The 18,565-nt window shown below is 61.0% G+C and carries 14 protein-coding genes and 1 pseudogene; 13 read left to right on the top strand and 2 right to left on the bottom strand.

Annotation, left to right across the window (positions count from 1 at the left end):
• The first annotated feature begins 3 nt into the window (after positions 1 to 3).
• Genes HUV48_RS13140 through HUV48_RS13120 form a run of 5 tightly spaced genes read left to right on the top strand, consistent with a single transcriptional unit; the run spans position 4 to position 7,787 of the window.
• Complete coding sequence (locus HUV48_RS13140; protein ID WP_063612556.1) at positions 4 to 3,144, top strand: efflux RND transporter permease subunit; 3,141 nt, start codon at positions 4 to 6, stop codon at positions 3,142 to 3,144.
• Positions 3,145 to 3,147: 3 nt separating this feature from the next.
• Positions 3,148 to 4,635, top strand: a complete 1,488-nt coding sequence (locus tag HUV48_RS13135; RefSeq protein ID WP_053833465.1) for an efflux transporter outer membrane subunit — start codon at positions 3,148 to 3,150, stop codon at positions 4,633 to 4,635.
• The gene (locus HUV48_RS13130) at positions 4,622 to 5,854 is read left to right on the top strand and encodes a patatin-like phospholipase family protein (protein ID WP_158246558.1); all 1,233 of its coding nucleotides are present in this window, start codon (positions 4,622 to 4,624) and stop codon (positions 5,852 to 5,854) included. Before HUV48_RS13135 ends, HUV48_RS13130 begins: the two co-directional genes overlap by 14 nt.
• Positions 5,855 to 5,886: 32 nt before the next feature.
• Entirely contained in the window at positions 5,887 to 6,276 is a 390-nt protein-coding gene (locus tag HUV48_RS13125) for a hypothetical protein (RefSeq protein ID WP_046903475.1), read from the top strand.
• A gap of 29 nt (positions 6,277 to 6,305) precedes the next feature.
• A complete protein-coding gene (locus HUV48_RS13120) occupies positions 6,306 to 7,787 on the top strand; it encodes a phospholipase D-like domain-containing protein (protein ID WP_063612558.1) in 1,482 nt (493 codons plus the stop codon).
• 21 nt (positions 7,788 to 7,808) lie between these two features.
• Here the strand turns inward: HUV48_RS13120 and HUV48_RS13115 are convergent, their stop codons facing one another.
• On the bottom strand, positions 7,809 to 9,569 hold the full coding sequence (locus HUV48_RS13115; protein ID WP_225871713.1) for a mechanosensitive ion channel family protein: 1,761 nt from the start codon (positions 9,567 to 9,569) through the stop codon (positions 7,809 to 7,811).
• Positions 9,570 to 9,764: 195 nt separating this feature from the next.
• On the opposite strand from HUV48_RS13115, the gene HUV48_RS13110 reads away from it, so the two are divergent.
• From HUV48_RS13110 to HUV48_RS14430, 8 genes and pseudogenes are all read left to right on the top strand, one after another.
• Entirely contained in the window at positions 9,765 to 10,427 is a 663-nt protein-coding gene (locus HUV48_RS13110; protein WP_053833462.1) for a TetR/AcrR family transcriptional regulator, read from the top strand.
• A 417-nt stretch (positions 10,428 to 10,844) separates the two neighbouring features.
• Positions 10,845 to 11,390 carry a sensor histidine kinase gene (locus HUV48_RS13105; RefSeq protein ID WP_082347913.1) on the top strand — a complete coding sequence of 182 codons (546 nt, stop codon included), beginning with the start codon at positions 10,845 to 10,847 and terminating at the stop codon, positions 11,388 to 11,390.
• Between the two features lie 71 nt (positions 11,391 to 11,461).
• Complete coding sequence (locus tag HUV48_RS13100; protein WP_087910621.1) at positions 11,462 to 11,920, top strand: ion channel; 459 nt, start codon at positions 11,462 to 11,464, stop codon at positions 11,918 to 11,920.
• A 439-nt stretch (positions 11,921 to 12,359) separates the two neighbouring features.
• Complete coding sequence (locus HUV48_RS13095; protein ID WP_501037482.1) at positions 12,360 to 14,066, top strand: TraC family protein; 1,707 nt, start codon at positions 12,360 to 12,362, stop codon at positions 14,064 to 14,066.
• The gene (locus HUV48_RS13090) at positions 13,979 to 14,377 is read left to right on the top strand and encodes a hypothetical protein (RefSeq protein WP_176268259.1); all 399 of its coding nucleotides are present in this window, start codon (positions 13,979 to 13,981) and stop codon (positions 14,375 to 14,377) included. The genes HUV48_RS13095 and HUV48_RS13090 overlap by 88 nt, the downstream gene beginning before the upstream one ends.
• On the top strand, positions 14,374 to 14,646 hold the full coding sequence (locus tag HUV48_RS13085; protein WP_176268258.1) for a hypothetical protein: 273 nt from the start codon (positions 14,374 to 14,376) through the stop codon (positions 14,644 to 14,646). Before HUV48_RS13090 ends, HUV48_RS13085 begins: the two co-directional genes overlap by 4 nt.
• Positions 14,636 to 15,454, top strand: a pseudogene (locus tag HUV48_RS13080) (TraU family protein); the annotation flags it as partial. The gene HUV48_RS13085 and the pseudogene HUV48_RS13080, both read left to right, overlap by 11 nt.
• A gap of 1 nt (position 15,455) precedes the next feature.
• The gene (locus tag HUV48_RS14430; protein WP_225871711.1) at positions 15,456 to 18,161 is read left to right on the top strand and encodes a conjugal transfer protein TraG N-terminal domain-containing protein; all 2,706 of its coding nucleotides are present in this window, start codon (positions 15,456 to 15,458) and stop codon (positions 18,159 to 18,161) included.
• A gap of 1 nt (position 18,162) precedes the next feature.
• On the opposite strand, the gene HUV48_RS14260 is transcribed toward HUV48_RS14430, so the two are convergent.
• The coding region (locus HUV48_RS14260) for a hypothetical protein (RefSeq protein ID WP_217906831.1) at positions 18,163 to 18,565 on the bottom strand (403 nt) is incomplete at its 5' end.

Here is an 18,565-nt window from a genome sequence, read left to right as displayed (position 1 = left end):
GCCATGTCGTTTAATCCCGCCGTCTTCTCGATCAGGAATCGCCTGCTCATCCTGCTCGTCATCATCGGGACGATCGTTGCCGGGATGGCGGCCTATGGGTCGCTGCCGCGCTTCGAGGATCCCGAGTTCACCATCCGCCGCGCTGTCGTGGTAACACCCTATCCTGGCGGATCGCCGATGGAGGTCGCCACCGAGGTCACCCAGCGTCTCGAGCGGGAGATCGGGCAGATGCAGGAGGTGAAGGAGATTGTTTCGACCTCCGAGGCGGGCCAGTCGCGCATCGAGGTGGAGATCAAGTACGAGTTCGGGCGCAACAAGGAACAGCTCCAGATCGTCTGGACCAAGCTGCGCAACCGCGTGGCCGATGCCGCCCGGCTGCTTCCGCCCGGGGCAGGTCCCTCGATCGTCAACGACGATTTCGGCGACGTCTTCGGCATCTTCTACATGCTAACCGCCGATGGTTATTCGCCGGCCGAGCTGTACGACTATGCCGAAAAGCTGCGCACCGACCTGAGCGGTGTGGAGGGTGTGGGCAAGGTGGTGCTGTCGGGCGAGCAACGCGAGGCCTTCTATGTCGAGATCATGCGCGAGCGGGTCGCGGCGCTGGGGCTGTCGGTGCAGAGCGTCTATCAGGATCTAGCACAGCAGAATTCCGTCGTCGCAGCGGGCAGCGTGCGCGTCGGCGACCAGCGTCTGGAGATCGTTCCCACCGGCGAGATCGATTCGGTCGAGGAATTGCGCGATCTGCCGGTGATGACCGGCCAGGAAGGCGCGGTCGTGAGACTGGGCGATCTGGCCCGCGTGACGCGCGGCTATGTCGATCCGCCGATGCAGATCCTGCGCTACAATGGCAGGCCGGCGGTGGGCATGGGCATCTCGAATGCGACCGGCACAAATGTGGTCGAGGTCGGCGAGGCGATCGAAGCCAAGCTGCGCGCGAGCGAGAGCGACCGCCCGATCGGCATCGAGATCCACGAATTCTACCACCAGGGCAAGGTGGTGTCGGACGCGATCGGCGATTTCGTGATCAATGTCGCGACGGCGCTCGTCATCGTGGTGGTCACGCTGCTGATCTTCATGGGCTGGCGCTCGGCCGTGGTCATCGGCGCCGTGCTCATGCTCACCGTCGCGGCGACGCTGGCTGGGATGAATGCCGGCGGGATACCGATGCACCGCATCTCGCTGGGCGCGCTGATCATCGCGCTGGGAATGATGGTGGACAACGCCATCGTCGTGGTCGAGGGGATGCTCGTCGGCCTCAAGCAGGGCAAAAACAGGCTGGAGGCGGCGCGCGCGATCGTGGGCCAGATGCTGTGGCCGCTACTAGGAGGCACGCTGGTCGGCATCATCGCCTTCGCCCCGATCGGCCTCGCCCCCGGGCAGGTCGCCGAATACACCAATCACCTGTTCTGGGTGATGATGATCTCGCTCTTGTTCTCGTGGTTCTTCGCGGTCACCGTAGCGCCTTTTCTCGCCAACTGGCTGTTCGAGAAGGAGGAGGATGCTGCCGCTTCCGGCACTGATCGGGAGACAGGATTCGATGCAGGCCACGACGGTCTCGAGGACGAGGCCGCCCCGCAGCGCGAAGCCGGCCGGATCGGCACCGCCTATCGCGAATGGCTCGCGCGCGCGCTGCGCCATCGCTGGCGTACCATGGGCCTGACCGGGGGGTTGTTCGCCGTCTCCCTTGTGGGCTTCGCGTTCGTGGAACAGGGTTTCTTTCCCGCCTCCACCACGCCGCATTTGATGGTCGATTACTGGCTGCCTGCGGGCACCGATATCGAGCGGACCAATGCCGACCTGGAGGAGATTGAGGAGGATCTGGCGACGATGGACGGCGTTACTGACGTTCAGACCGTGGTCGGCATGGGTACCTTGCGTTACAAGCTGGTCTATCAGCCCGAGGCGCCGACATCCTCCTTCGGCCAGATGATCCTGCGGGTTGAGGACGCCTCGACGCTCGAGCGGCTGCAGGCAGATGTGCATGCCTATTTGCAAGAGAACGCCCCCGAAGCGCGCGCCAAGGTCTGGCTGTTCGAACTGGGGCCGGGTGGCGGCTCGAAGATCGAGGCGCAGTTTTCGGGGCCCGATCCGGCGGTTCTGCAGAGCCTGGCGCAGCAGGCCAAGGATGTCTTCGCCGAGGACGAAGCGGCCATCCTCGTGAAGGATGACTGGCGCGAGCAGGTGCCGGTCATCCACCCGCTCTATTCCGAAACGCGCGCGCGTCGCCTTGGCGTCAGCCGCGAGGACGTGGCCGAGGCCTTGCAGGGCACGTTCGCGGGCCGTCCGATAGGCGTCTTCCGCGAGGGCGACGACCTGATCCCGATCATCGCCCGCTCGCCCGAAAGCGAAACGCGCGACGCGCAGAACATGGAAGCAATCCAGGTGTTCAGCGCCAGCGGCGCCTCGCTTCCGCTGCAGGAAGTGATCGACGGTTTCGAGACCCGCTGGCGTCATTCGCAGATTCAGCGGATCGATCAGCGCTGGGCAATCAACGCCCAGGCCGATCCCGCGCCGGGCGAAACCGCCAACCGTCTGCTCGATCGCGTGCGCGGAGACGTCGAGGCGATCGAACTGCCTTCCAGCTACCATTTCGAATGGGACGGCCAGGAAGGAACGAGCACCGAGGCGATCGATTCGCTGATTGGCGTGGTCCCGCTCGGTGTCATCGGCATGGTGCTGGTGGTAATCGTGCTGTTCAACGCAGTGCGCCAGCCGGTGATCATTTTCATGATCGTGCCGCTGGCGATCATCGGCGTAACCATCGGCCTGCTCTTCACCGGCATAGCGATGGAGTTCATCGCCATTCTCGGTGTGCTCTCGCTCTCGGGCCTGCTGATCAAGAACGCGATCGTGCTGGTCGATCAGATGGATATCGAGATCGGCGAGGGCAAACCGCGTTTCGATGCCATCATTGAGGCAGCCTATGATCGCGCCCGCCCGGTCATCCTGAGTTCGCTGACGACGGTACTCGGCGTCATCCCACTGCTGTTCGACGCCTTCTTCAAGGCGATGGCCGTGGTCCTGGCCTTCGGGCTGGCCTTCGGGACGGTACTGACCCTGTTCGTGGTGCCGGTCCTCTATGCAATCTTCTTCAAGATCGGCCCTGACGAGACCGCAGCCGAGCCACAGGGGGCAAGTTGAACCATGCGCATCGTCCCTCTCACCGCCATGTTGCTCGGCCTGATGCTGGTGTCAGGCTGCTCGCATCCCGACAGGGTCGGCGATGGTCCGGTCGCACCCGCCCGCGCGGCCCTGCCGCCTTTGCCGGAACGCTGGCGGGCAGTCGCCGATGCCGCAGGGCCGGTCGCGGACGGATGGGTCGCCGCCTTCGGCGACCCGCGCCTCGCCGCGCTCGTGGCCGAAGCGCAGGAGAAGAACAGTGATCTTCAGGCCGCCGCGGCGCAGGTCCAGCGCGCCGCAGCACTTGCCCGTCAGGCGCGTTCCGGGCTGCGTCCGGCCGTTCAGGCGGTCGGCCTGGGTTCGCGCAGCCATATCGAGATCGATGATATCGAAATCGGCGGGCAGGCCGGACTGCCGGTGCCGTCCAGCATCGAATATGACAGCACCAGCTTTCTGGGACTGGCGCAGGCGAGTTGGGAAATCGACCTGTGGGGCAGGATCAGCGATGGCTGGTATGCCGCGCTCGAGAACGAGGCGGCTGCCCGCGCCGACTATTTCGCGGCCCGGCAATCGATTGCCGCGGGCGTGGCGCGCGCCTATCTGGTCTCGATCGAGGCTTCGCGGCAGGTGGGGCTGGCCGAGGAAGCGGTTGATACGCTCGAACATCTGCATCGCCTGGTGGGTCTGCAGGTCCGCGAGGGCGTCGCGATGGATGGCGATCTGGCACTGATCCGCGCCAATCTCGAACAGGCGCGCGAGGCTCTCGCACGGGCACAGGGCGCGCGGCGCGAGGCGATCCGTGCTCTCGAACTACTGGTCGGGCGCTATCCCGCGGCCGAGTTCGCCTCGGGAATTGACTTGCCGCCCATGCCAACGCCGCCGCCTGCCGGGCTGCCTTCGACGCTGCTCGAGCGGCGGCCCGATCTGGTCGCGGCCGAGCGGCGCGTCGCCGCCGCACTGCATGCCGAGGACCAGGCCAGCAAGGCGCGCCTGCCGCGCCTGTCGCTCACGGGGCTGGCGGGCGCGGTGTCGGACGCCCTTGAAAATATCTTCGATCCTACCGCGACCCTGTTCAGCATTGGCGGCAATGTCGCGGCGCCGATCTACCAGGGCGGCGCGCTGGCTGCCGGCGAAAACATTGCCGATGCCGAACTGCGCGCGGCGATCGCGCAATATGCCGGCGCCGCGCTGGCCGCTTTCGAGGAGGTGGAAACCGCGCTCGACAGCGGCGTGGTGCTTCGCCGCCGCCGGGACGCGGCCGTCATCCGCGTGCGCGAGATAGAGGAAGCGCTCAGGATCGAGGATCTGCGGTACAGGGTCGGCGAAAGCAGCCTGCTTGACGTGTTGCAGATCCGGCAGCAGGCGATCACTGCGCGCAGCGATCTGGCGACGATCGAGCGCATGGAACGCGAGCAGTTCGTCACGCTCAATCTGGCGCTCGGCGGAAGCTGGAACGCGCCGGAGGCTGATCCCCCAGAGATTTCCGAGAAGGATGGCGATGCGAACCCGTAAAGAACTCCGCCTGACCATGATGCCGGGACAGGCCATCGACCTGGTGCGAACGCTCGTCCTGGGAGTGCTCGGCCCCGCATTGCTGCTTGGCGGTTGTGCCAGCTTCGACCGGCAACCGTTCGAGGCCGCGCAGATCGAAGCCGCGCACGCGCCGGATTCGCCGAAAATCCGCCATTGGGCCAATTCCCCCGACCTGTTGACACAGATCTCGATCGCCCCGCCACCGCCGGGCGAGCCACTGCGCGTGCTCGCGCTGTCGGGCGGTGGGGATGACGGGGCCTATGGTGCGGGTTTTCTCAACGGATGGTCGCAAACCGGCAAGCGACCTGAATTTGCCGTGGTCACTGGAGTCAGCACCGGGGCTCTCATCGCCCCCTTCGCGCTGCTCGGGCCGGACTACGACGACGAGCTGAAACGCGCCTATACCGAGATCACGCCCGACGACATTTACAAGGACCGCTTCGCGTTGGCGATCCCGTTCTCGACCAGCGTCGCGACGACCGGGCCGCTCGAGGCTCTAATCGCCCGCTTCGCCACTGATGCGGTGATCGATGCCATCGGCGAAGAGCACCGCAAGGGCCGGCGCCTGTTCGTCGGCACCGTCAGCCTCGACCGCCCCGGCAATGCGATCTGGGACATGGGAGCGATCGCGGCCGGTGATGCGCCCGGTCGCTATGCCCTTTTCCGGCGCATCCTGCTCGCCAGCAGCTCCGTCCCGGTGCAGTTCCCCCCGGTGCTGATCGAGATGGAAGCGCAGGGAGAGCGAATCAGCGAACTCCATGTCGATGGCGGCACCATTGCGACCCTGATGGCCGCTCCGCCGGTCGCGAACGACCAGATCCTGCGGGACAGCCAGTCCCCAACGGAGCTGTATCTGCTGGTCAACGGCAAGATGGCAGGCGAGTTCGAGCTGATCGAAGCAGGTCTCTCCAGCATCGCCAAGCGGACGCTTGAGGTGATGCTCTTCTCCAGCCTCCAGGACCGTGTGGCCTCGGCCTATGTCTGGGCGAGATCGACCGGCGCCGGATATCACTTGACCTTTATCGAGCAGGACTTCGACGCGGACGAGCACGATCTTTTCGAGCAGGATTATATGCGCACGCTGTTCGACTATGGCGTGGAGCGCGGTCGGGCACAGGCATGGCAGGATAGTCCGCCATCGTCGGATCCGGACACTGTCGCATCAGCCGTGCCCGAAACGACGAGTTCCGAGGATTAGCGCCCGTCATGGCACCGGGACGAACATACCGCATGAGCTTCGCCTTTTCCGATATCCCCCATCAATCCGGACGGCCGGCCGTCGTTAACGGCGCCAATAGCGGCACCGGCTACGAGATCGCCCCGCACCTGGCGATGAAAGGCGTGCGCGTGCTGCTGGCGTGTCGCGATGCCGAGCACGGCACTTTGCGTGTCTTACAGGCCGTGACCGATCCGCAAGCGGAAGGCGGCGACCATCCCGGTCCTTGCGGTCTCATGGGGATGCGTGGCCAGACTTCGGGTCGCGCGGTCGTGACAGACCCGACTCGCGACCGGGAGATGACGAGAAAGCTGTGCAACAGGTCGGTTGCACTAACCGGAACAGAACCGGACATTGGCCCTGCTGTTCCGTCGCAGACAACGCCTCCCGACAGCGCACCGTAACGCGGATGCGCGACCGGCACCCTCCGTTCATGATACAGCGCGCAGCTTCTCATGCGTTCGGAAATACGGCACTTTCCGCAATCGGCTTGAGTGTCGCTAAGCACGCGGTGGGCCATCCCGGCCTGACGGGCGTTGCACTTGTCGAGGACGGCATAGACGCGTTTGCCATCCGCTCTCGACTCATCGCCGCGGCCGAAAGATCGATCGACCTGCAATATTACATCTGGCGCGACGATCTGACCGGTAATCTCCTGCTGGAAGACTTGCGCAGAGCGGCAGCGCGGGGTGTACGGGTCCGTCTGCTGGTTGACGATAACGGCATTCCCGGCCTCGACCGCAAATTGCGCTGGCTGGCCAGCGACCGCAATTTCGAAATCCGCATTTTCAATCCGTTTCGAAACCGACACTTCAAGCCGCTCGATTTCCTGCTGGATTTCCACCGCGTCAATCGCAGGATGCATTCGAAAAGCTTTACAGTCGACAATCAGATAACCTGTGTCGGCGGGCGTAATGTCGGAGACGAGTACTTCGCCAACCGAGAGCAGGGGATTTTTGCCGATGTGGATGCGCTTTGCGTAGGCGCGGTGGTGCAAGAAGTCTCCGAATGTTTCGATGCGTTCTGGAATTTTCCCGCTGCAGTCGAAATCGACTGCATCGTGAAGGAAGATCCGAAGCAGTACGCGGCAAGCGGGGCAACTGATTTCACGCGGTCAGTTTCCGGCCCCTCCGCGACCGATTATCTAAGCCGTGCCGCCGGATCTGTTTTGCTTGAGCGTGCGCGGGCCGGACGGATTGAATTCGAATGGGTGCCCGTCGAGCTGGTCAGCGATCGGCCCGCCAAGGTTCTCGGACAATCGCGTCAAGGCGATCTCATGGCTAGCGTCCTCAGGAGTCTCATCGGTCAACCGGAAAGGGAATTGCTCGTCGTTTCGGGCTATTTCGTGCCGACCTCATCAGGTGCCAGGGCCTTTGCGCAAATGGCACGCAACGGGGTCGATGTGCGCGTCCTGACCAATTCCTTTGCTTCGACCGATGTCGCTATGGTTCATGCCGGATATGCAAAGCATCGGCATTTTCTCGTGAAGTCGGGGGTGCGTCTGTATGAGATGCCTGCCCCTGGAGACCGGCCCAAGACCACCCGCAAATCTCTGCGTCGACCTTCGCCGCGCAACACAAACGAGAATGCCACCCTGCATGCCAAGATGTTCGCTGTAGACGGCCGTCGGGTCTTTGTCGGTTCTTTCAATTTCGATCCGCGCTCTTTCGCTCTCAATACTGAGCTCGGGATCGTCATCCAGAGTGAGAATCTGGCGGCACAGATGCACCACGCCTTCGATACCATGATCGCGTCCGGCTCCTACAAAATCGTCGTGGATGACAAAGGCCGACTGAACTGGATGGACATGCGCGACGATGTCCGTCAATGTGAACTGGCCGAGCCTGGAACCACATGGTGGTCGCGAGTGCTCACTCGCCTTCTCAGCAAAACGCCGATCGATTGGCTGCTGTGAATACCATCTGGGCGCGGCGACCTACGCGCCGACGTCATTCTCCTGGGTCACCAAATGGACCGTCCGCGTCGGGTAGGCGATAGCGAGACCGGCTGCCTTCAACCTCTCGAAAATGGCCAGCAGCAGTTCCTGCCGGATCAGTCGGCTTTCCGCGTAATCGGCAACCATGATGTAGGACCAGATCTCGATATCCAGCGAGCTCTCGCCGAAATGAGCAAATCGAGCACGGAGGCCATCCTTTTCAATCAGGTGGTGATCGCGCAGGATCTGCTCGATAATCTCCACGGCCCGGCGCAGCTGGCCTGCGGAGATACCGTATTCGACGCCGATCGTGGGATTGAAGAGAAAGCGGTCGCGCTTGGCGAAGTTTTCGATCTCGCGGGAGGAAAAATCACCGTTCGGGATGGTGACGAGCGTGCGTTCATTCGTGCGAATCCTCGTCGAGCGCATACCGATATCCTCTACGGTGCCGACAATATCTCCCGCGCGGCAGAAGTCTCCGACCTGAACAGGGCGGTCTGCGATGACGTTCAGGCTGCCGATCAAATTCTCCACGGCCTTCTGTGCGCCTAACGCCAAGGCGATGCCGCCAATGCCCAATGCGGCAATGCCCGTGGTCACATCGACCCCCAGCGTGTCGAGGACCGCTACCGTCGCCAATAGGAAGAGCACTATCTTTGCCGTACGCCGCAACAGGACGACGACCGACACTGCCTGCCGCCGCTGGCGGCGTTCCATCCGGGCACTAGCAACGCGTGCGATGGCATCGACCAGGCGCAGCGCAAACCAAGCAAGCGCTACCCAGCCAACGATACCGATATAGCGCAGCAAGGTCTGGCGCGCGACGATGGACGCCTCGATGCTGCCCGTCCACAGGTGGAAGGTCACCACTGCGAGAAACAGGCTGAGCGGCGGCAAGGCGGCCTGCGTGAAGCGGTAGATCGCGCTTTTCTCGCGGTCGGCCACAAAACGCCGCATGATGGCCAGAAGTCCGGCCGATATAAGCCAGTAGAGAAAGAAACTGCCGGCTGCGCTCCCGAGCAAGAGAGCCCAGTCCTGCAGCGGGGCTCCGGCCACCTCGGCGCTTTCACCGTCTTCCGGTTCAGCCGGATTTGTCGCCGCCACAGACACTGCTTCGAGAGCTTCAACGGTCTCCTGCGAAATCCCCCAGACCTCGCTGCCGACAGGGCTGTCGGTCCGGGTGAGAAGGATCGGCAGACTTTCCTCGCCGCCGAGCCTGCCTACCTCTTCGGTGTCGGCCGGCAGTTCATCGTCGAGACGCCCACTCGCTTCGTTCGACAAGGCACCGAAAGGCAGGAGCGTCCCCTGTTGGTCGAGCGCGGCTTGCAGCTTGGTGGCCCAGATCGCTCCTTGATCGACAAGTTGAGCCTCATCCTCTTCCGCAGACAGGTGGAAATAGTGAGCAGCCCTCGTGTAGTCCTTCGCCGCCAGGGCGCTGATCAGGCCGGTCACCGTTCCACGCGGCGTCTCGCGACCGAAAGGGTCGGTAGCCACTTCAGCGGCCTGCTCGGCCATCGGCTCCGCCACAGGAGCGATTTGAGCGGAAGCCGGTGTTAAGGCGGCGCAGGCGACCAGCAATAAAAGGGCAGAAAGACGGAGAACCGATATCGGTCCGATCGGGATATTATCTGGAAGGCGCTGGCCATCGCAGTTCCGCAATGGCTTCAACCCTACGAACCTACGAAAGACAGAGATTGCATTCCAACCGCTAAAGCTCGGCTCACTGATCGATCGGAGAGATTGCCTTGGGGGAAAGGCCATTTTTGCTGGCGCCGGCGATGAAAGAAAGTAAACTCACCGGTACCATGCCGTTTTCCGTTGCGGCAGGCAAGCGTTCATGTGGGCATCATTAGTCCGCGTTGCCCGCTGCGGAGCTTTGCCTGGCCATACCACAAAGGCCTCGTCCTACTGGGCAGCAGATCAGATGGCCGAACCAATGCAATAGTGAGAGAATAGATGTCACTTCCCCGCAGAACCTCAAGCGGCGGTCGTCCTTCAAAAGAGGAGGCCGAGAAACTAGGCGAGCACATATTGCAGGAAGCGCTGCAGGAATTTATCGCTAAGGGCCTCGATGCGTCCCGGATGGACGCGATCGCCGCTTCGGCCCACGTATCGAAGCGAACACTTTACGCACGCTACAAATCCAAGGATGAACTGCTATGTGCGACGATGGACTATGGTATTGCGAAGCACATCCGTCCGGTGAGCACTCTTCCTGCCAATGGCCCCATTCGCGAGCGCCTCGAAGCCGTTGCGCATAAATTTCTAGAAGCCTCGCTCACCGCAGAAGGCCGCGGCATACAGACCTTGCTGACATGGCTTGCCAATTACCGCCCCGATTTGCAGAACAAGATCAGGGCCAAAGCCGTGGCTGACGTTACCGGCGTTATGAACCAAATTCTAAAGGACGGCTACGCAAACGGAGAAATTGCGTTCTCAGACTTCCCGGCGATCGCTAAGATAGTCTTCGACTTATTATTCTCCTTGCCGAATTATGAAATACTGAGGGGCATGGGTCCCGAATATCATGGCAGCGAATCCGTCAGCCTGGACAAGGAACTTGATTTCGTGATGGCTGCACTTCGCACTGGCGTCGTCTTTTCGACGAATGGGCGGTAAGCTGGCGCATATCTTATAAATCAGTAACTTCGTTGCATTGGTTTGAACCTAAAGATATTTCAGTATCCTTCGGATTCATCGTGATCGGAGTGTCCAGAAGATGGCCCCGGCTCAATGTGCTCTGGAATCTCGTCGAGCAATGTTCTGCCAGAGGCGTACCGCCGCCCGAGCGTCTCGATAAACCCTTAGTAACGCTTCGCATCACGATCTCCTACAGATCAATGCCGTCGTCGGGGTTGCGAGGCCTGTCGCGCCAGCCCTTGCATCCGTCGCCGCAAGGCCGATGCGCGCGCAGCTTCATCCGGGTCATCCTCGAAAATCGCGAACTCGCCGGTCGGTAACGAGTCCGGCGTTTCTCGTGCGATATCGAGATGATCGGGCAGTTCGGGTTCGCGGCGGAGCCCATGAGTTTTCTCCATGACGGGCCGGTCGGGAGCCTCTCTCCTGACCTCAAAACTTTCACGAAGCGCAGCGTCGCCCTCTTACTATAAAGAGAGCGACGCCGCGGTCTGGGCGACGGTGGAGGTCAACCTTACGGCTCTGACTGGTGATCTATTGGCGCTGCATTCAGATGAGGACCGCATCGGCCTCGACCTTTCGCCGGCAAGCCATGTGCTGGGTGATCCCACCGCGCTCGGACGGATTTTTGATAACCTCGTCGATAATGCCCTGCGCCACGCCTCGACCGTCACGGTAAGGAATGTTTCGGATGGCGGTAAGACCTGCTGGTCGTTTGAGGACGATGGCCCGGGAGTTGCGCCCGACCAACAACTGACGTTAGGCACGGCCTATGCCCGTTTCGATCCGTCACGCGATCGACAGACGGGCGGAGCCGGCCTTGGCTTAGCGATCGTCTGCGGACTTGCCGAAGCCATAGGCGGCTCCGTCTCGTTCCGGTCCAAGCCGGGCCGAGGACTGCATGTGCAAGTCGTGCTGTTGTCGGCGGGTAGAAGCTCAGAATGAGCGAGACTCCACTGCAGACTGATAATAATCGGAGGAGTAAATCAAATTGATAAAATTGAGGATCATCAACGATGAGTATCGTCGCTCAACTCGCGATCGGAACGGTGACCGTTGCACTTACCATCATCATGCAAGCGTGTTTTGCCGCAATAGCCTTCTCAGTCGATGATCGCTTCACGCCGCCTCGCACGCGAACAACACGCTTTGGAGCGACCTTGCTTCTTGCCGCTTCTACGATATGGATGCTGCTCGCTATCACGCTGGCGGCTTGGATTTGGGCGGGCCTGTTTATTGTATTGGGTGCCTTCGAAGCGCTGGAACCGGCGCTCTATTTCGCAACGGTTTCCCTGACGACGCTAGGCTTCGGCGACGTTATCCTCTCGCAGGATGTGCGGCTGCTGTCTGCGATCGTGGCTGCCAACGGCCTCGTCATGTTCGGTTTGAGCACTGCGTTTCTTCTCGAATTCGTGGGTCAGGTGCGCGAGGAGAAAGGCAGTTCGACGCGATCCCACATTTCGACGGCAGAATGACTTCGTACAGAACCGGCTCACTTTGGCTAGCATAAACGATTGTGCCTGCCCACTCTACCCGCATCGCCTTGTCCAAGTAGAAAACGCCGATCCGCCCGGGTTTCGACAAATAGTCTGGGGCTTGGCGCTTGCGTAGACTGGATGGTCAAAAGTGGAATGGCGGGTTGCGACTCTAATGTCGGTCCTAACCACCAACTCGGCGGTTCGCCAGAAGCAGATGTTCGCATGGCATGCGCTCAGGTCGGCTTCGCCCTCTCATCCCAGTCATCCGAGCATTGAGGGCTACGTTCCGAAAGCGGACGTCGGTTCGAGGGCGTCGGAGCGATGCCCATATCGGACAATAGGATTAGTCGGCTTAACGGAGATGGATTGGGCTTAAGGACATCTCGAACGGTGGCAACAAAGCGACCTGGGTTCGGTCTTTACCTCTGTCGAGGGCGTGCCGGAGATGAAGGATTTCGTTCCCGAGCGCTTCGACATCCGGACGATGGCGGTACGCAATTTCCCCGATCGCTGGGCTCCGTGGGACACGCAGAAGATCATCGGCGATATCTTCAATCCCAAGCTGAACTTGCCGTGCCCGGTCCTCCAGACCGTGTGCGGGGTCATCCCCGGGCAGGAGTCTTCGGAAAGCAAGGCGGGATACAAGTTCGCGCGCACGAGCTCGCTGGCGGAGGGAAAGGGCGTCAAGCTCGTCCCGAAGCTTCGCACAGAGGCCGCCGAATGGCAGTTCATCCAAGACCGTGTGAAGCAGGGCGAAAAGCTGGTCTCATGCTATTATGCGGTTTCGATCCTCGCGCCCAAGGGACGTGGCGAGCCCTGCGAGCGAACGCTCAAGGCGCTCTACAAGGCGAGCGGGTGGGACCTGATCGACGAGACCCATATCCAGCTGCCCGCCTTCATGGCCCATTTCCCGCTCATGCTCGCGGACGGGCTCGATTCCGATTACAAGCGCATGAAGCGGCTGCGCACCATGCGCTCCACGAACGTCGCGGCCATCGCACCGATCCAGGGTGAATATGTAGGCGGCAACATTCCGCATCTGCTGTTCATCGGGCGCCGGGGGCAACCGCAATTCTGGTCGCCGTTCCAGAACGGTGCCGGCAACCACAACGTGGCAATCGCGGGCAAGTCGGGTTCGGGGAAATCGGTCCTCCTTCAGGATCTGACGGCGAGCTTCGCCGGCGTCGGCGCGAAGACGATCGTGATCGATGACGGTCGCAGTTTCGAGCACATGGCGAAGGCGCTCGGCGGCACCTTTACCGAATTCAAGCTCTCTTCGGGCATTTCGATCAACCCCTTCCGGATGATCGACCAAGAGCTGGCCCAGGGCGACGACGACTATCTGGTCGACTGCCTCGCCATGTTGAAGTCGATCATTTCGCAGATGGCGCGAAACGAGACCCGACTGAACGACACCGAGCGCGGGCTCATCGACCAGGCCGTCAACGCCGTCTGGGAAGCAGAGGGTCGCGATGGAACGGTGGACCACATCATCGAGGCGCTCAAGCAGCCCGAACATCCCTTCGCCTACGATCTTGCGACCTCGTTGCTGCCGTTCGCCTCGACCGGGACATTCGGTCGCTTCTTCCTCGGCGATGCCAATCTGGACCTGTCGGCCGACCTCACCGTCTTCGAGCTTTCCGATCTGGCGACGCGTGAGGAGTTGCGCGGCGTGGTGCTGACATCCGTGATGTTCATCGCTTCGCAGGTGATGCGCCGGATGGACCGCTCGATCCCCAAGCCGCTTATCATCGATGAGGCCTGGCAGATGCTGAAGGGCGGGGCGATGGCAGACTTCGTCGAGACCTATTCGCGCACCTGCCGCAAATACGGAGGTTCGCTTATCACGGCGACGCAATCGATCCACGATTACTACAAGTCGGAGGGGTCGCGCGCCGCGCTTGAGAACTCCGACTGGTTCCTCATCCTTCAGCAGAAGGGCGAGACGATCTCCGATTTCCGCAATTCGGATCGCTTCGAGATGGACAACATGACCGAGGCGCTCTTGCGGTCCTTGAAGCGCAACGGCGTGGACTACTCGGACGTGTTCCGGGAATGGCGCGTGCCGAAGAGACGCGTTCGTGGGAATTCGATCCCGCGATCGTCGTCGAGAACGACATCCGCGACCACCAGGGCAATCTGATCGCGGCACGTGGGCAGCGGGTTAATCCGCTCGCGACTTCGGGGCTCTCCAAGAAGCTCGTCTTCGTGGATGGCGACGATCCCGCCGAAATCGAGTGGGCGCTCGGTCACGGATCGGATGAACGCGCTAAGATCATCTTTGTCGATGGTTCGCCCTTCGAATCCATGAAAACTCACCAGCGTCGGTTCTACTTCGACCAGGAGGGCAAGCTCTCCAGTCATTTCGGCATCACCCGCACGCCCGCGCTCGTTGAGGCGAAGGGCGATCTCCTGCTGATTACCGAGAAAGCTATCCCGCGGAGGCAATCGTGACGTCCTGGCGCGACATGATCCCGGCTCCTCTCGCCGCTCCGGAAACTGGGGAGATACGGGCTGCGCGCTTCCGCGTCATCGCAGCCTGCCTCGTTTTCGCGGTCGCACTTCTGTTCCTTGGCCAGCTTCGCCGGCTTATCGGGTCCGCCGCTCTCCCGGGCCTGGCCGCGGCCTTCACCTTCATGTCCGTTCAGGGCTGGGCATGGGCCAGGCTGAAGAACGCCGCGGACGATGCCTGGCTCTTCAGGGAGACCGACGATGTTGCGTAGGTGGCTTACCGTTGTTGCGGCGCTTGCCGCCCTTGCTCTTGTCGCGCCGGCGTCCGCCCAAGGACTGCCCTCCGGTCCGGGGCGTTGTTCCGGATCGTTCGTCAATCCGATCACGGATGTGTGCTGGGGCTGCATGTTCCCCCTTTCCCTCGGATCGCTCAAGATCTGGCCATCATCACGCGCCGATACCAAGAATCCGGATCTGCCGATCTGCGCTTGCGGAACGCCCGTTCCACGCGTCGGGCTTGCGATGGGGTTCTGGGAGCCCGTGCGTCTCGTCGATGTCTCGACCAAGCCGTGGTGCTTTCCCAATCTTGGCGGGATCAAGCTCGATCCGGGCTTCTCGATCGGGAACGGCTACGCCTCGAACTCCTCGCAGATAGGGGGCCAGTCGCAGAACACGGCGAAGTACCACGTTCACTATTACATCTACCCGCTGCTTTATTGGCTCGAGGTCGTAACCGATTTCCTATGCCTTGAAGCCAGCTCGTTCGATGTCGCTTATATGAGCGAGATCGATCCGCTGTGGCAGGATGATGAGCTTACGACGCTTCTCAATCCCGAAGCGGCGCTTTTCACCTCGCCGATCGCTCAGGCCGCTTGTTCGGCCGACTGTATCGCTTCGACTTCGAAACTGCCGATAGACGAACTGTTCTGGTGCTCGGGGTGCCAAGGGCCGATGTATCCGATGAACGGCAACATCGGAGCGAATGTCGGCATCAAGCAGTCGGCTCGGCTCGCCGCCGAACGGATGATCTACAAGATGCATCGCCAGGGTCTTCCGCTCGCTTCTCCGGGTCGTGATGGTGATGGGTTTCATATACACGCTTCTGATCGTCGCCTTCAGTTTGAACTGGCGCGCCTGGCTCAACTGGTTCCTGGGTGCGACGCTCATGTACGGGGCACTCATCGTCCCGACGACCACCGTGCAGGTCACCGATCGCCTCAATCCCAGTCTGGCACCCTCGACGGTCGGCAACGTCCCGGTTGGTCTGGCCCTCATCGCCTCGGTCAGCTCGACTGCCGGCGACTGGTTGACGCGCACGGCCGAGACCGTCTTCACGATGCCTGGCACCCTGCAGATGTCGAACAACGGTATGATCTATGGAGCGAGGCTCTGGGATCGCACCAGGGACTTCCAGATCCGCGACCCCCGCACCAGCGCCAATCTCGAGGAGTATTTCAAGCAGTGCCTCTTCTATGACATCCTGCTCGGCCATACGGCTTTCGACGCGGTCGCCAATTCGAACGATATCCTGACCGATATGGGTCCCGGCTCGCCGGCGCGAGGCATGAAGTGGATCCCTGCCACGGGCACCCCGACGATCGTGACTTGCCAGGCAGGATACACGAGCCTTCAGAGCGGGATTGTCACCTATACCGATGCGCAGCTCGAGGAGGAGGGCCGCAAGCTCTTTCCAGGCCTCACTCCCGCGGCCGCTCGCGCCAAACTGATCTCCGACCTCCCAGTCATCGCCAATCAGTTCCACGGTAGCAGCCAGACCGCGCAACAGATTTTCCATCAACGCTCGCTGGTGAGTGCCTTCCTCGAAGCGCGAGCCAATCTCGGTGCGGCTGATGGCGATACATTCGCCATGCTCCGCGCCGAGGAACAGGCGCGCAACACCTACACGTCGATCACACAGCAAGCGATGACGTGGGTCCCGCTTCTCAACATCGTGCTGACCGTCGTCTTCTATGCGATGTTCCCGGTCATCTTTCCGCTCTTCCTTCTTCCGCGCACAGGGGTCACCGCGCTGAAAGGTTATTTCACCGGCTTCTTCTATCTGGCCGCATGGGGGCCACTCTATGTGGTCTTGCACATGTTCATCATGGATCGCGCGTCGGACTCGTTGAATGCGACCGCGCCGGGCGGCATCACGATGGCAGGCATGGCCGGTATCGATGCGGTCAACGCGGATACCGCGACGATCGCAGGCTTCCTGATGATGTCGATCCCGTTCCTTGCTGCCGGCATGGCGCGGGGAGCGATGGCCGTCTCGTCGCAGGCGACCTCCATGCTCGCGCCGGCACAAGCTGCAGCGGAAGCGGCGGCTGTCGAGCGGACGACCGGTAACTATTCCTACGGGAACGAGAGCTACATGAACCTGTCGAGCTTCAACCGGCAGTCTAACCAATGGAACACTGCGCCATCCTTCACGGGTGGAGCTGCTGTGCAGTCGACTGTCAATCCCAACGGTACTTTTACGCGGACGATGGCTGACGGTTCTACCGTCTTCGATACATCACCCGGTATGAGCCGTCTCGCCTTCGGTGCCTCTTTGAGCCAGTTCGCGAATTCCGAGCGCCAGCAGACGCTTTCCGAGCTCGAGACGGCTCGCAACAGCCTCACCGAGGAGCGTTCGCGTGCGGTTTCGTTCCTCGACCGAACCTCGGCACGTCAAACGACCGGCGTCCGCAACTCGAGCGGAAGCGAAAGCTCTGCAGGATATCGCTCTGGTGAAAATTTACAGAGGTTTGACAATCAGTCGCTCGATTCCAGAGACGGTATAAGCGAAAGTGACAGGATTTCTGGCTCTTCGGGCAATCAACAAACCAACATTGATCGTCTTGAGACTACTCGCGGCGGGAATATCGGCATATCTGGCACTGCCGGTAGAGGAAACTCTGGGGGGAGGCCTCGTAGGGGCTCTGGCGCTGGTATTAATGCTGGCGCGCAAACTGGCATCAATGGAGGACGGTTGCGCACCGATAGCGTCAGCCACGGGAATGAGCGTACAGAAAGCCAGGGATTCGACTCCTCGACCTCTGATAATCGCTCCAACGGATCGAATGCTACACAGGATATTGGTAGCTACTCGCAGAGCGGCAGCTTTAATCGAAGCGAAGGCTATTCGGATAAGTCCTATTCTCGTGAGCAGGCTCTCGAAGAGATCCGACGTATCGATGAACGCATCGCTGCAATCGATGAAATTTCGACGTCCCTCAGCAACAATACCTCCAATCGCGAAGGATACGGTGCGAACCTCAACTTCGACATGTCTCAGATTGTTGCATCAAGGTATCAGGAAAAGGCCGCAGAACTTGGAGTGACCGCACCGAGCTTGGCCCGCACCGACTACAATACGCAAGAGCAGGCAACCTATGAGTTCGTAGCGAGAGAAATCATCGCCGATTACTACGATGATCGCGTCGCCCCCTTCAATGACCTCATCCCTGAACGCGGCTCTTTGGTTGGCAATGTCACTGGGCCCGGCGATTTCAGCAAGTCCGACCTTCGCGGTAGTCCGCCTAACCCTAATGTTGGTGAGCCACGAAACCTTGTGAGTGGAGCAGCTAACGGATCGATCGGTAACCGGATCGATGAAGGGGCATCTTCACTTGGCGATCGCTACCAAACGAATGGTTCGCGTTATGGCAACCGCCGTCGGGAATTCGAAGAAGGTCGGGATGGTCAAGGCGGCGCGAATGACCGCTTCAACGAGCGCTTCTATGACCGCGATCAGCGGGAGCGGAACTCGATACAACGACGTCTTCGTGGTGATGACGAATGAGTCACCAACTCAAAACGGCGAGGAAGATGAACCCAATCGCTAACATCAATCCGAAAATAGCATGCGAGGATCCGCTCCCTTGCGATGCCTCGTGATCGTCCTCGAGAGCCTCATCTTCGATCCTATAGAGCCACTCTGGATTTACTCCGCCTGAAGGATCCCATTGCGTGGCTGCCTGGAGCACTCCAGATTCTCTAGGTTGATCGTCGAAGCTCATCGCGTTTCTCCCAGCCTTTATGTAACATTTTGGCAGGCCAAAAACAATGACTGGCCGAACGCTGCGTTCAAATCCGATTGGACAATCCGTTACGGAATCCTTGATGCTCGAGGTCCTTGCGGAAAATTCCAGGCCTGCGTGGCCCAAGCTTGGCAGCAGTGCACACGCGATACTTAATCGAAGATTT

This window comes from Qipengyuania atrilutea (genome assembly GCF_013370205.1).
Taxonomy (GTDB): Bacteria; Pseudomonadota; Alphaproteobacteria; order Sphingomonadales; family Sphingomonadaceae; genus Actirhodobacter; species Actirhodobacter atriluteus.
This window is presented reverse-complemented; position numbering and strand designations above follow the sequence as displayed.